The 14,018-nt window shown below is 57.9% G+C and carries 16 protein-coding genes and 1 pseudogene; 7 read left to right on the top strand and 10 right to left on the bottom strand.

All coding sequences use genetic code 11. The features are described 5' to 3' along the window. Positions 1-426 (top strand): ATP-binding protein (locus BW994_RS17775; protein ID WP_175612138.1); only part of this gene is annotated, 426 nt, incomplete at its 5' end. Continuing rightward, positions 347-1,567, top strand: a complete 1,221-nt coding sequence (locus tag BW994_RS17770; protein ID WP_139334206.1) for an IS4 family transposase — start codon at positions 347-349, stop codon at positions 1,565-1,567. The genes BW994_RS17775 and BW994_RS17770, both read left to right, overlap by 80 nt. Before the next feature lie 34 nt (positions 1,568-1,601). Here BW994_RS17770 and BW994_RS17765 read toward each other — a convergent pair whose 3' ends face one another. The 4 genes from BW994_RS17765 to BW994_RS19440 form a co-directional block, all read right to left on the bottom strand. Next, positions 1,602-1,934: a hypothetical protein gene (locus BW994_RS17765; RefSeq protein WP_029314358.1), complete on the bottom strand. Its 333-nt coding sequence runs from the start codon at positions 1,932-1,934 to the stop codon at positions 1,602-1,604. Positions 1,935-1,949: 15 nt separating this feature from the next. Then, the gene (locus BW994_RS17760; RefSeq protein WP_029314360.1) at positions 1,950-3,212 is read right to left on the bottom strand and encodes a molybdopterin-dependent oxidoreductase; all 1,263 of its coding nucleotides are present in this window, start codon (positions 3,210-3,212) and stop codon (positions 1,950-1,952) included. A 118-nt stretch (positions 3,213-3,330) separates the two neighbouring features. Continuing rightward, positions 3,331-4,599 carry an IS256 family transposase gene (locus tag BW994_RS17755; protein ID WP_076454802.1) on the bottom strand — a complete coding sequence of 423 codons (1,269 nt, stop codon included), beginning with the start codon at positions 4,597-4,599 and terminating at the stop codon, positions 3,331-3,333. 180 nt (positions 4,600-4,779) lie between these two features. Continuing rightward, a complete protein-coding gene (locus BW994_RS19440; protein WP_217696479.1) occupies positions 4,780-5,397 on the bottom strand; it encodes a hypothetical protein in 618 nt (205 codons plus the stop codon). Between the two features lie 181 nt (positions 5,398-5,578). On the opposite strand from BW994_RS19440, the pseudogene BW994_RS20320 reads away from it, so the two are divergent. Beyond that, positions 5,579-5,707: pseudogene (locus tag BW994_RS20320) on the top strand (IS3 family transposase); the annotation flags it as partial. Positions 5,708-5,829: 122 nt separating this feature from the next. Here BW994_RS20320 and msrA read toward each other — a convergent pair. After that, entirely contained in the window at positions 5,830-6,534 is a 705-nt protein-coding gene (msrA, locus tag BW994_RS17745; protein WP_139334207.1) for a peptide-methionine (S)-S-oxide reductase MsrA, read from the bottom strand. 360 nt (positions 6,535-6,894) lie between these two features. On the opposite strand from msrA, the gene BW994_RS19435 reads away from it, so the two are divergent. Then, on the top strand, positions 6,895-7,329 hold the full coding sequence (locus BW994_RS19435; protein WP_139334204.1) for a hypothetical protein: 435 nt from the start codon (positions 6,895-6,897) through the stop codon (positions 7,327-7,329). A 321-nt stretch (positions 7,330-7,650) separates the two neighbouring features. On the opposite strand, the gene BW994_RS19430 is transcribed toward BW994_RS19435, so the two are convergent. From BW994_RS19430 to copM, 5 genes are all read right to left on the bottom strand, one after another. Further along, positions 7,651-7,902, bottom strand: a complete 252-nt coding sequence (locus tag BW994_RS19430) for a hypothetical protein (protein WP_217696478.1) — start codon at positions 7,900-7,902, stop codon at positions 7,651-7,653. Between the two features lie 59 nt (positions 7,903-7,961). Continuing rightward, positions 7,962-8,981, bottom strand: a complete 1,020-nt coding sequence (locus BW994_RS17740; RefSeq protein ID WP_139334202.1) for a YncE family protein — start codon at positions 8,979-8,981, stop codon at positions 7,962-7,964. Between the two features lie 236 nt (positions 8,982-9,217). Next, positions 9,218-9,763, bottom strand: coding sequence for a hypothetical protein (locus BW994_RS17735; protein WP_029314087.1), 546 nt, complete (start codon positions 9,761-9,763; stop codon positions 9,218-9,220). A gap of 105 nt (positions 9,764-9,868) precedes the next feature. Continuing rightward, on the bottom strand, positions 9,869-11,383 hold the full coding sequence (locus BW994_RS17730) for a YncE family protein (protein WP_051657644.1): 1,515 nt from the start codon (positions 11,381-11,383) through the stop codon (positions 9,869-9,871). 38 nt (positions 11,384-11,421) lie between these two features. Continuing rightward, a complete protein-coding gene (gene copM / locus BW994_RS17725; protein WP_211252817.1) occupies positions 11,422-11,883 on the bottom strand; it encodes a CopM family metallochaperone in 462 nt (153 codons plus the stop codon). Positions 11,884-12,115: 232 nt separating this feature from the next. Here copM and BW994_RS17720 point away from each other — a divergent pair, with 232 nt between their 5' ends. The 3 genes from BW994_RS17720 to BW994_RS17710 all read left to right on the top strand — a co-directional run. Beyond that, complete coding sequence (locus BW994_RS17720) at positions 12,116-12,625, top strand: RNA polymerase sigma factor (RefSeq protein ID WP_029314083.1); 510 nt, start codon at positions 12,116-12,118, stop codon at positions 12,623-12,625. Further along, on the top strand, positions 12,622-13,416 hold the full coding sequence (locus tag BW994_RS17715; protein WP_029314082.1) for an anti-sigma factor family protein: 795 nt from the start codon (positions 12,622-12,624) through the stop codon (positions 13,414-13,416). Before BW994_RS17720 ends, BW994_RS17715 begins: the two co-directional genes overlap by 4 nt. A 265-nt stretch (positions 13,417-13,681) precedes the next feature. Next, positions 13,682-14,018: hypothetical protein (locus tag BW994_RS17710; RefSeq protein ID WP_139334170.1), on the top strand; the 337-nt coding region annotated here is incomplete at its 3' end.

The raw sequence follows: 14,018 nt of genomic DNA, 5'->3' as shown, positions 1-14,018 counted from the left end.
GGGAAGACGCATCTGGCGACGGGGTTATGCGTGGCCGCCTGCCGTCAGCGCCGGCGGGTGCGGTTCACCACGGCGACCGCGATGATCAACGAACTGGCTGAGGCGGCGCACGCCAACCAGCTCAGCCGCGCACTCGGCCGCTGGGAACGGCTCGACCTGATCTGCATTGACGAGCTCGGCTACGTGCCGCTGGCGGAGACCGCGTGCGAGTTGATGTTCCAGGTGATCGCCGACCGGGCGGAGAAGGCGGCGGTGATCGTCACCACCAATCTGCCGTTCTCCGAATGGTCGCAGGTCATTCCCAATCCGCGCCTGTGCAAGGCGCTGATCGACCGCCTGACCGACCGTGCCCACATCATCACAACCGGCACGGACTCCTACCGCTTCCGTCGCACCACGGCGCAACGGACGGCCAGCAAATCATGAACAGGAAGGAGAAAAACAACCGCTGACAGGCAGTGCCGCCCCGCGGGGCGGCACTGCCTGTCCAACCCCCGGAGGTGGGCCAGAATTCATCAGCACAAGTGGGCCAAAATCGATTGTCACAGCCACGACCATCGGCCAGGCCCTGGCGCAGGCGCGCGGGCTTGTCACCAAGCATGCGGTCAAGCAGGTGGACCGTCTGATAAGCAACGCGGGCATCGACGTGTGGGAGAGCTTTGCACGCTGGGTGCCGCATCAAGTCGGCACGCGGCCTGACATCCTGGTCGCGATGGACTGGACCGACTTCAACCATGACGATCAAGCGACCCTCGTACTGAGCCTGGTGACGGGCCATGGCCGCGCGGCACCTCTGCTCTGGCTTTCCGTGTGGAAAGAGGAAATCGCAAGCCGGCGCAACGATTTTGAGGATGCCTGCCTGTGCCGCCTGGCTGAAACGGTGCCGGAGGGATGCCAGGTGACGATCCTGGCCGATCGCGGCTTCAGCGATCAGAAGCTATTCGCCTTCCTGGGCAAGCTCGGTTTCGGCTACGTGATCCGCTTTCGCGGCAACATCAGAGTAACCGATGCCCACGGCACGGCCAGGCCCGCGGCCGAGTGGGTCGGCAAGGGCGGCAGGGCGTGCAAACTGCGCGATGCGCGGGTCACGGCGAAGGGACAGCTTGTGGGGGCCGTGGTGTGCGTCCACGCCAAAGCCATGAAAGAGCCCTGGTGCCTGGCTGCCAGCGATACCGAAGCGTCTGCGGCGACGCTGGTCAACCACTACGCCCGCCGCTGGACCATCGAGCCGCAATTCCGCGATACCAAGGATCTGCGCTTTGGCATGGGACTGTCGGCCACCCGCGTCGGCGAGCCCATGCGCCGCGACCGGCTGTTGCTGGTCAGTGCCTTTGCGGTCGCGCTGCTGACGTTGCTGGGTGCGGCCGGAGAAAGCCTAGGCATGGACCGGCTGCTCAAGTCCAACACCAGCAAGACCCGCACCCACTCGCTGTTCCGCCAGGGTTGCATGCTCTACGAATTGATCCCCAACATGCCCAAACACCGGCTGATCCCGCTCATGCAAGCGTTCGCCCAAGCCCTGGCAGACGCACCCGAGTTCAGCAGATTGTTTGCTCAGGCAAAATGAGGGGATGGCTGAGAGCACGGCAGGCATCCAGTGATTATTTCCTTTCCTTCTGACGCGCGACCAGCGCATCCACAAGCTTGGGAATTTCAGCGGTACTATACGGAGCGCCGAAGACCTTCTTCATCTTGGTGACTTCGCCGGTCCAGGCAGCTTGAGGAATCACCGGCTGGCGGTTCACAAAGCCAGCGGAATGACAGTACGCGCAGTTCTGATTGAGCACGGCGGCGTCGGTGCCCTGGAAATACGCGCCGGGAACCGGAATTTTTACCGATTCCGATTTGAATATCGGCGCGGGTGTCGCCGCAAGGGCAAAGGCGCTTATCGAAAGAACGCCGCCTGCCAGCAGAGCGATGGTTTTGATTTTCATGGGGTCATCTCCTCGTTAAGCGACTGTTACATCGACATGCTCGATGCCGTTATACATGAAGCCGCCAGGGTTCCAGCCGGCGACCATGGGCTGGACATGGCCCTCGGCATTCGCGGCCTTCACCATCAGCCGGTAGGTTCCGGTCTTGGGCAGGGATATGCGGGCGTGCCAAGGGCGGAACCCGTAGGCGCCGTAATTCTTGCCAAGCGTGGCGGTGCGCCAGGTTTTGCCACCATTGACCGAGACCATCACTGATTTCAGCGCGCTGCCACCGCCGAAGGCGAAGCCTTCCAAGGTCACCGCTTGGCCAGAGGAGAATTTCTGGCCATTTTCGACACTGGTGAAGAAGCTGCGCGGCTTCATTTTGTTGATCGGGACGAATTTGATGCCTTTTTCGCCAGGCTTCATCTCGCCGGTCTTGGTGTCGGGGATTTTATAGGCCACCGCCATCCAGAAATTTGTGCTGGGATGGTCGATCACCTCGATCTCAGTGAGCATTTTTACCCAGTAAGTCGAGTACCAGCCGGGCACAATGAGGCGCACCGGATAGCCGTTCAGCAGCGGCAGGTTCTCACCATTCATCTGGTAGGCGACCATCACCTCGCCGTCATTGGCGCGCTTGAGCGGCAAAGTTTTCTCGAAGGTAACATCGGGCGGGTAGAGCCCGCCGCCCTGTTCCAGGCTGCGGAAGGCGACATGGGTGCCCTTGGTGGTGAGGCCTGCATGGGCGAGCAGATGGCTGAGCGGCACGCCTGTCCACATCGCGTTATACATCGCGCCATTTCCCCATTGAGCGCCGGAGACGCGTGGGTTGATAAAGCCCCGGCTGTTGCCGGAGCATTGGTTGATCGCCGCCATGCGTTTAGGAGGAAAGGCTTTGACCAGTTCCTCTAGCGTCAGCTCGAACGGCTTCTTCACCGCGCCGAACACTTTAATTTTATAGGTCGAGGCGTCCACGCTGGTCGGGAAGTCCGCCATGTGCCAGCGTACATAGGTCTGGTCGTTCGGGGTGAACAAATGCTTCTGGAGCACCGGCCACGGCGTTTCGAGCAGAGGCGCGCGGGTGCGCTGAAGGATCATCTCGCCCTTTTGCGGAAACGTGCCCGCGGCAACCATAGGGCGCTCGCCATTGGCGAAAGGCAGAGTGACTGTTTCCGCCTCAGCAGCGGCGCCTCGTCCGGTACTCAGGGCCAATGCGCCGAATGATGCGGCGCCTAGCATGGCGGCGCGCCGGCTGGGTATCAAGGCTGGTATCAGTTCAGGCAGTTTTTGGTTCATTCATAGTCCTCCCGTTGGTTGGTTTCACACTGTTGTTAATCGCCGCAGCTTTATAAGTACGACTGTATAACATACGCCAGGAAGAAGAGCTATGATGGAAATTGGGTGACGGCGGTGATCAGGCGGCGTTCTGTGCTGGCGTCTCGATCACCTCGACGCCGTCCCGGAAAGTAATGCCCTGGATGACCTTGGGCAACTGGTTTTCTCCGTTGAGTTTGCGCCAGGTTTTGGCGGCTGCGGTGACGAGTTTGAAGACCATGAGCCGGGCGGTGTCCTGCGACAGCGCGCCCTTGGTTCGGACCGTTCTGTGGCGGACGGTGGCGAACACGCTCTCGATCGGGTTGGAGGTCCGCAGATGCTCCCAATGCTCGGCCGGGTAATCGTAGAAGGTCAGCAGCGCATCACGGTCCTTGATCAGACAGGTCACCGCCTTATCGTACTTCAAGCCGTATTTCTCAACGAACTTTGTAATCGCCGCCTCGGCCGTCGCACGATCCGGTGCCGTCCAGATTTCACGTAGATCGGCTTTGGCGGCCGGTTGGAGTACTTTCGGCATCTTGTTCAGCACATTGGCGGTTTTGTGGACCGTGCAGCGCTGATGGCATGTCCTCGGCCAGACCTCCTCGATCGCCTTCCAGAAGCCGAGCGCCCCGTCCCCGGTGGCGACCTGCGGTGCGATGGTCAGACCCCGGGCCTTCAGATCGACGAGCAGTTCGTGCCAGCTCTGCGCACTTTCCCGCACGCCCACCTGAAAACCGATCAACTCTTTCCGGCCCTCGGGGGTGGCGCCGATCAGCACCAGCATGCACTCTGCCTGTGGTTCCATCCGTGCCTGCAGATAGACGCCATCGGCCCAGATGTAGACGTAACGCCGGGCCGAAAGATCCCGCCGCTGCCAGCGCTTGAAGTCGGATTCCCATTCGCCGCGCAATCGGGCAACTACCGAGGGCGAGAGGTTTGGCGCATCTTTCCCCAACAACGCCCCCAATGCATCTTGGAAATCACCCATCGAAATACCGCGCAGATAAAGGATGGGCAGCAACGCATCCAGGCTCCGGGTCCGACGCGCCCAGGGCGGCAAAAGGGCCGAAGTGAAACGAATGCGCTCATTGCCCGCTTCCGCCCCGCGGTCGCGCAGCTTCACGCGCTGCACCTCGACCGGACCAATCCCGGTCTGGATTTCCCTCACCGGACCCAGACCGTGCCGCACAACGCGGTCGCGGCCGTCAGCCAGCCGTTCACCCTTCATTGCGGCCAGAAACGCCTCAGCCTCCGCCTCGATTGCCTGGGCCAGCAGCCGACGGGCCCCGTCCCTCAGGATCGCCGTCAGCGGATCCTCAACGTCTCCGGGCTTGCGGAAGGGAAGAATAGTGCTATCGCTCGTCATAGGCGTATCGCTCCTTCAAGAGGTTCAGGCAGGCTTCCACCCGCCTCGATACGCCACCTTTCTCACCATGCCATCACCCAATTTCGGCTATAGCTCCAGGAAGAAGAAGCCAGCGGGTGATATCTGTGCCAACTTGTTTTATGGCAATGAAAGCAGAAGCATCATTGGCTTGTCAGGGTTTCAAGACGCCTGGCTGTTGCAGGGTCGCATCATGATCTTTAATGGAGACCAGGCGCGGGGTTGCGGCCAGCCGGAGATATGCTGGTAATTGACGTAAACCGTCACGCCGGTGCGAATATCGCGCCATTGGGTGACAACCGAATGATAGATGTTGCCGCCAAAGCCTTGCCGCTCATGGGCGATTTTCATCGTATTGTAGTACCGCCCTGCGACATGAAGACGCTCAAAGCCCTCGTTGCGGATCGTCTCATGAAATTTGAAATAGGGGTAGCCCGGTCCGCCGATCGTGTCGAACCGGACCATTGTGCCGGGAGAGCCAAAAATCACTGTCTGAAGCGCCTGTTCCGCTTTCGCGCCGCCTGGCCACTTGGTGTCCCAGATGCCGAAATAATAGTCGCCGGCCACGTCGTTAATCGAAATCCGGCAAAGCTTTGGCCGGTTTGGAACCTTGCCGGAATAGAGTATTTTGAGGCCGGTATCGGTCACCACGCTGGCGCCGGCGGCGCCACAGATAGCTGGTCGTATCGATGCCACGGATGTTGGATAGGGTCTGATTTCCTGTCCTGCAACCGAAGGCGCGGCGCAGTTTGTCAGTCCAAATGCGACAAGCGCGGCCATGCCGCATGTGCGGATCGAACGGAGGACCCTGTTTGGTTCAGGAAAGTAAAGCGGCCGGGTCACAAGCGTGCCATGGTTAAAGACATAGCCATCCGGCTGCTCCTTGTTGAAGCGCCCCGGGTTTTCCGGAGGCTCCAACTCTTGAGTAGGACGGAGCAATGGAAAGCGGAAGACATCGAACAGATATTTACCTGAAGTCCGCGAACGAGCGGTCCGGATGGTGCTGGAGCATGGCAAGGATCATGCTTCGCAATGGGAGGCGATCGGTTCGATTGCGCCAAAGATTGGCTGCACGTCCGCGTCTGTGAGGGGTGGGCGGGAACGTCCCCACCTACTCGGCATGCCGACCCCGATTGACCCGAGATCGAGCAACGGCTGCCGATCAGGGCGATAATCGCCTGAATGCTGCCGGTCTCCCGCATGATCGCCCCTTTAACCGGCAGATCCTACAGCAACGATCGCGGCATGGCTTACATAGAGACCCGGAAAAAGTCTGGCCAGCGCGTTCACCTTCGGCGCATCGTAAAGCTCGATATAGCGGTTGTCCGGGTGCAGCGTGGCGAAATTCTGATGGTAACCTTCTGCCGGATAAAAAGGCCTTGCGGCGTCGATGCGAGTTACAATCGGTGCGGCGAAGGCATGATCGGCAGTAAGTTGCCTGATATAGGCTTGGGCGATCCTGCGTTGTTGCGGATTTTCAGCCCAGATCTCTCCGCGATACTGGGTGCCGTGGTCCGGTCCCTGATAATTCAGTTCAGTTGGATTTGTTGCTACCGAGACGTAGATACGCAAAAGCTGTCCATAGCTGATCATGCTTGGATCAAAAGTAATCTTCAACGATTCCGCCTGCCCAGTAGTTCCGGTGCTGACATTGCCATAATGGGCGGTGTCGGCAGCGCCGCCGGTATAACCGGAAACAGCTTTCTGCACGCCCTTCACATGCTGGAACACCACTTGCATGCCCCAGAAACAGCCACCGGAAAGGACTGCGGTTTCGCTGCCAGGTGCTTTCGCCAGCGGGGCGTCAATCATCGGCGGGGGTGCTAGAATGACGGTTTCCGCCGCTGCCGAAGGGCGGATCGCCGACAATGCTGCAATGCCGCCGGCCAACGCAGTCGCAAGAAGGAGTTTTTGCATCATACGGTCCTTGGGGTGAAAATGGGGCGATGCCATTCATGCAGTACCGAAGCCCGGTCGGGCGCGGTTTGAGGAAAGAAAAGAGTCAAAAATCCGACTATCCCCAGGGCAGATGTCCCCAGGGGAGCTTGCTTTCCTCGAAAAAGTGAAGCAGCCGGCTCAAAAGCTGGTTATACGGGAAAAAACGCTCATCCGGCTGCTTCTTTCTACTGGTTCGGTGCGTTAGGCGTTGTTGTGCCGTTCGCCGGCTCAGTCGTGCCTGGCCCTGGCGGCGGCAGCAACATGCCGCCAGTATTTGTTGAGCTGCCCGGCTGATTATACGCCGGCTCCACATGTCCAGGTCCTGGCGGAGGCAGCAGCATGCCGCCATTATTGGCGGCACTGCCGGACTGGTTATATGATGGTTCCGTATGCCCTGGACCTGGCGCCGGCAGAGACATATCACCCTCAGTGGAGGCCGGACTTGGCGACCCCATCATGTTGGAACAAGCGCCCAAACCAAGGACCAGCAAAGAAACACCGGCAAGTTTCGCCGAGTGGAACAGAACATCGCCATTTTGGCGTAATCTTGTATGCATAGTTTCGTCTCCTCGCGTTGTAGCAAAAATTCGCTTTGGCATTCAGCTCAGCAATGAGCAGCCGATCCCGCCTAACGACAGCTGGTATTGCAGCCTCTATTTTCCGGGGCGGCAAGATAAAATCGCTGTATCCGTGTTGGTGTTGGCTGGCACCAATGTACAAGTCATCATGTGCATCTTTTTTACATCCATCTTTATGATCTGCATCGACGGGTGAGTCATGTTGAGATTAAGCTTGAACGGCTGCATTGGAATTAGAGGGCCGGGCGAGTAAATGCTTGTGCCGACTTGGTCGTGTAGTACCGCCTGCGTAGCGGCATGAGCCGTCGGAAACCCGATTCCAACAAGCAATCCAGCGATGGAAAGCACAGTCAATCTGTAAGCATGTTTATGCATTAGAATCTCCTTCAATTGTCGTCGATGTCCGAGGTAGACCTGTAGCCTAGAATACACAAAGTAAAGACAAACACGGAAGATCTTACGATAGCGGCCTCCGCAGATTAAGGCGCTTTCAAGCGCACTCGCCAGTTCCTATGTTTTATGTCGCCGGAGAGAAAAAATTACAAAATCCATTGGGTGAAACCTTTCCTGCGACGACCTGGCACATCGAACCGGCCTTGACGTAGTTCGCACAGTTCGAGCACTTTGAGCTTCCCGCCGGATGATCGACATAGCCAGCACTGGCTTTCGTCGCTTTGCTCGAAGCGAGGGCTTCGCCTGTCATTGGTCCGGCAAGCAGCAATCCCACTGCGGGAAGCACCATCGTCTTCACGTAGAGCCTGCGGTTCATCTTCCTGTCCACCGTTTCAAACCCCCAATGCCGATGAAAAATGATCTTCGGGTTTGGTATCATGGATTTCCGGGAACAGCCATCCAGAACGGAAAGCTGCCCTTGGGCAACGTGATCCGTTGGACGACTTTAAGCGAGCGAGCGCTGATTACATCGAATTCTGCCGACCTTGTTGCAGCGGTATAAATCCATTGGCCATTCGGGCTGGCGCGCACACCATGGGGACCCTGGCCAACCATGATCTTTTTAAGCAGGTGCGGTTTTGCCATCGAAAAAACCTCGGCGGTGTGGCCCCCAATATTTGTCGTGACCGCATATCGGTTGCCTGGGATAACGTCCATGCCGCCGTGGAACTTGCCAACTTTGAAGTGAGCGAGCGTCTTGCCGCTTTGCAGGTCGATCAGCACGACCGTGCCGTCACGTCCGGCCATGGAATGGCTGCGAATCCATAGCCGCTTGCCGGACGCCGTGAGATCAAGGTTGTGCGGCGTTTTCATGTCGGCCACGGTAATATCGCGCTCGACACTCAATGTACGCATATTGATGACGGCAAGCTTATCTTCGCCTTGCACGGTTACGTAGGCCAATTTGCCGTCATGAGAGAAGACGATATTGTGCGGGATCTTTCCGACTGAGATGGTTTTGACCATCTTCCTGGTCTTGACGTTAATGACTCCGACAAATCCGCCTGACGCATCGACAGTTAATCCATATGTACCAGTAGGATCGAGTTTTACCCCCTGGATCACGCCGCCCAGATGAAATGTAGCCAGCTTCTTGCCGTCGATGGCGCTGGCAAGATAGACGTCGCCAGTTGCAAAGCCGCTGACCAGCAGCAACTTTCCGGAGGGGCTGTAGTCGATATAATGCGCTAACGGGAAGCCGCTCCAAATCTTGCCGCTCGGCAACTCCTCGACACTGCCCTTGCCTTGCAGTGCAACATAGACCGGTGCAGGAAACATGGAAGCATTTATCGGTGCCGCCGCGGTACCCGGCGTCATTTGTGCGTATCCAGCCATTGGCGCCGCCAAAGTAGCGATAGCGGCTGTAACAATCAGTTTCGTGCGCAGGCTTCTCATTTTAACTCCGTAATAAATGTCGTCGAGCGTTGGGTCCTAGAAGTTGCGAGCAGCTTCGAGCGCCAGAGTGATGAACTATGAGAGTATCAACGTGCCAGGGAGCAAAAAATTCCATCCGAAACTATCACGTTTTTGTGTGTACGGGTGATCATCCTCAGCATGTCGTTCTACGCCATCCTCAAGAAAATTGACTGTCGGATTCTCGTCTGACCCGTTCCGGTTCGTGCGGCACGAGGTCATAATGATAGCCCCTTCGGGGTTGTTGTTCGGCCATTCATGAATTGCGCGTATAGAATCGCGAGAAGCACGAAAAACACCGTATGAGCGAAGGCGAAATATGCCATCCCGGCGAGGCTCAGATTGCGGCTGCCGGCGATCCCTTCGCCGATCCAGGGCAGCACGATGAACGCGTTCATTATCCAGGCAAAAGCTGCATAGAGCAGACCCTTCAGCCAGGCAGGGCCGCGCAGCACGGGTTCGAAGATGAACGCGTACGCAACGGCCATCGCAAGACCCACCGCGATATGGAAACCGATCTTGAAGACCATCGTCTGCGGCGCGGGCAGATCGAGCGTTCGCCACAGGGAGGCGACGCCGGATGTTTGCAGCGGACCCGCGACGAACGGCTTGATCAGTTTCAGCAATCCGCCATGCGCGGTTACCAACGGAATCCAGTCGGCGGCAAACAGGATAAAGCTATTGATGACGATGGCGATGGCGCCCGCGGCCAGACCAGTCCACAGCCGGCGTGTGATCCTGGGCCTCGGATATTGCCCATTCACGAGCGGTATGGCCGCATTGGCAACACCAGATCGGATCGGGAGACTGGTGAGGTTCTCCGTTTCTCCTCCACGGCTGAAAGCCGCTCGTCCGGCGATGCATCTTCATTATTCTGCATGGGCGCTGACTGCATGGCTTTGGTCAACGGATATGGCATGTACGTTTGATAACTGCGCTTCCACAGGAAGTCCCGGTCCGGAGGCATTGATCGGACGGACTATTAAATAGCGTTGTTGAGTATCCTTCGGTTCATCCTGCCCATGCGGCCTGACAATCGTTTTCAGCGGCGTGAAAGCGGTGACGATGGCGGCACCTGCCGGATTGCTCTTAAAATTCATAAGCGGCGTGATCGCACCCCAGGGAGCCGTTGCCTTTCCAGCCAGGGCCAGCTGATACTTGGCTTTCGGCTTAAGGCCGGTAACGGCGGCTTCAACGAGATCGATTAAGCCCTGGTCGTTGACGGAGACCGTCGTGATTGGTTTCGACGAGCCCACCATACCCAATGCAAGGTGCCCAGTATTACCGCTGATGCCCAAAGGTTTTAGGTTTTCAGTGCCGGGTCCGCTCGGCACCGCATCGGGGACGTAAGTAAGAGCCTGGGGCGACTGACCGCCTTTAATGATCGCCACAACCTTGTTCGTCAGCGTATTGATCGCAACCACGCCTGTGCTGTTTTCGAGGGCGACGTAAATCCTTTTCCCATCTCCCGACGGCCACAGGCCATGCGGTAAATCAGGCGTCGGAATTGTCGCGACCAATTTCGGATGGCTGGTGGTGGTATAGACCTTGATCTCGTTTTCGCCGCCGATCGAGATATAAGCGAATTGTCCATTCCGGTTGCGCACGATATTGACGTGGTTGGTGATCGGGCCGGTGTCGAGCAGCGCGATTTGCTTGAACGGCTTGCGGGCGCTGAAAACCTGCGTTTTGCCAGTATCCTTAAGGGTGAACCACACCTGCTTGCCATCCGGCGTCACCGCGATATCAGGACAAAATGGCGATGCCTGCTTCACGGTCGCGACAACTTTATGGCTTGCGACATCGACCACGCTCAGCACTGGGTGAAAGCTGGAACAGACAAAGCCGTATTTGCCGTCAGGGCGGAACATCGTCATGCCAGGGCCGCCGGCCATATGGATGCGCGTATTTTTCGCATAGGTTTTGGCATCGATCACCGAGACGTAATTCTCGCCGCGCACGGTGACCCAGACTTCCTTGCCATCTGGAGTGTAGAACGCTTCATGGGGTGAGCGCCCGACATACACGACGTGCTTGACCTTATTTGTCGCGGTGTCGATGAAAGCGACGGAATTCGATCCGATCGAGACTACAGCGATCGTACGATGATCAGGGGCGAAACCCATGCCATGGACGAGCAGCTGGCCGGTATAGAGTGGGCTTAGGTTGCTTGGCGTGGTGGCGCCGAGCCGGATCACGCCGAGCAATTTCTCGGTTTCAGGATTGAACACCGATACCGTGTTTGAGCTTTGATCGGCGGTATAGACGCGATCATGCGCGCTGATCGGGATGTTTGGCGCCTTGGCGCTCATGGGCGCCTGCCCGGCGAAGGCGGCTCCGCTTATGCAGAGACCCGCGCCGATTAAAAAGGGGAGATGTTTCATGGTTCGTTGCCTTTTAGTGTAAGAAAATGATGATCGGTTTACGGGTGCGTCACCGGCGGCATCATCGCCAGCCAATGCCGCATGATCTGAATTTCGTTTTCTTGTTCAGCGATGATCCCTTCCGCGAGATTGCGGATATGCACGTTTTTCCCATAAAGCAGGATCAGCTTCGCCATCTCGATCGCCCCTTGATGGTGCGGGATCATCATCGATAGAAAGTCATGATCAGGGTCGCCGTTCATTGGCGCTGCGGCCATGGCGTGATCCATGTGGTCCATCGCTTGCATCATCTTTGCCACGAAAGCTTTTTTTGCTCCGGACGCGCTGGCGGATCTACCCATTGCAGACATCGCTGCTTTCGGCTCCGCTGCCCGAGCAAGCGGCGCACCGGCGCCCAGCCCTAGAAGAGCCAAGCCGGCCCTCAAAACTGAGCGGCGCTTTGTGGATGCATCAGGTCTTAAAGGACCGGCATAGGCGGCGACTTGCAGATTGATTTGCATCGTGGAACTTTCGAAACGGCATAGTCGGCCAGGCATGACGATCGCTGCTCTAAGCAATCGTGCCGCACAGGCATCATGTATTTGAACAACGCGCGACGGCGACAAAAAATTCCAGATCGGGCTGTCACGGTTTTGCGATGGAAATATTGTCAATCCATGGGTGGCTGTGGAATAAAGACAGCCTCACCGCGTTGTGAAGGCATGAGACGCACCGCTGCAAGAAAGGCTTTGGGTGACCGTTTTATCGAAGATCGAGGAGACGATCCCGTCGCTCAGGCGTTATGCCAGCGCCTTGCTTGGCGGCCGGCAGGATGCCGATGACCTTGTTCATGATTGCCTGGTTTTGGCGCTTGCGCACATCAAGCCGCGAATGACGGAAAGCGAGGTTCGCCCCTGGCTGTTCACGATTATCCGCAACCATTTTATCAGCGGGCGGCGTAAAATTGTGGCGCGTGGCACCTCCATCGACATTGACGAAGCGGCGGCGCTCATGCCGGCAACGGCGCCGGTTCAGGAGCAGCGGATGCAGATGCACGAGCTGAGCAAGGGGCTTGCGGCATTGCCGGATGATCAGCGGGAGGTGTTTTTGCTCATTACGCTGGAAGGTTTTGAGTATGCCGAGGTTGCGGCGATGCTCGGCATACCGCTCGGCACGGTGATGTCGCGCCTTAGCCGCGCGCGGGATCATCTGCGTGATTTCATGGACGGGCGGGCGCGCCCTGCCCTGCGGAGGGTTAAATGATCCCGCCGATCACCGAGGACGATCTGCATGCCTATGTCGATGACCGTCTTGCCGCGGACCGGCGTCGTCAGGTCGATGGCTATCTTGCCCAGAACCCGCGGCAGGAGGAACGCGTGCGGGCCTGGCAGGCGCAGCGAGATTGGGTCCATGCTCGCTTTGATCCGGTTGCCGCCGAACCACTGCCGCCGCAACTGACGCTGTCACATTTGCTTACCGGCCAAGCGACCCGCGCTTCGTTCTGGTCAACCGCGAACTGGCGCAGCGCAGCTGGGTTTCTGGTGGCGCTCGGCATCGGCGCCGCGTCGGGGTGGTATGGTCATGGATCAGCCAGGATCAGCGTTCCGACACTGCCGGTGGGAATTGCAGCGCTCAAGCTGGAAACGAAGGCGGCGTACCAGGTCTTTGCGCCTGGTCGTATCCCTGATCAGACAAACAACGCTTTAGGCAATAATGGGATATCGAAATCTCTTTCGAGCGCCGTCGGATTTGCCGTGACCGTGCCCGATCTGGCGGGAAGCGGATATGGCATCATCGGCGCCACTATCCTAGCCACCACGCACGGGCCCGCTGCAGTGCTTATTTATCGCCGGCATAAGACCCGGCTGGTGGTGTTGATCCGCAAAATGGATGTGCCCTCGCGCGCCGGGCGCATGATCGAAAGCCATATAGGCCAAAACAACTTGTTCACATGGATCAATAACGGGATTGGTTTTGGTGTCACCTCCAACATCGATCTGCGCATGCTGCATCCCATTGCCAATCATATTCGTGACGCTGAAACACCGACATAAACGTCAAGGACCGCAAGCCGAAAGTTGTCGTGGCACCAGGACGAGAAAAGCCTCCTTGCCGGACTAATTCCTGCGCCCGGTCTTCTATCGGCGCCCTGAGGATGAATGCCTAAAACAAGTCATCTTTACATCTTTATTTTCGATAGGATTGACAGTTTCAATCACCTTTATTGCTTTATTCCATCCTCCTATATCGGTCTCACACAAGGACGCTAAGTCCTCCCCGACCCCCAACGAGGCCGAGGCTTTTTGAAGGATAATGACGATGTTTACGAAAACTCTGATGGCGGCGGTTGTGGTTGGTGTGTTCGGGCTGGGTGCGGTCGCCCATGCCGATCAGGGCATTGTGGTAATGCCGGCCAACCCGGTGGTTGCTCAAACCATGACGGCCGGCGGCGGCGAGCAGTATCCCAGCTTCGCCAATAACGGCACGCCGGTGGTCTCCGAGCGGGTAATCGCCAGCAACGGCGGGCAGAACTACCCGACCTTCGCCAACCCAACCAATGGCGGCACCAGGGCCGACTATGCGGCGCTCGGCACAGTCAATGGCGGCACCACTACACAATACGCGGCACTCACCGGCTTCAACCATAACGGCGGCT

The sequence above is a fragment of the Acidiphilium rubrum genome, from assembly GCF_900156265.1.
In the GTDB taxonomy this organism is placed as follows: Bacteria; Pseudomonadota; Alphaproteobacteria; order Acetobacterales; family Acetobacteraceae; genus Acidiphilium; species Acidiphilium rubrum.
This window is presented reverse-complemented; position numbering and strand designations above follow the sequence as displayed.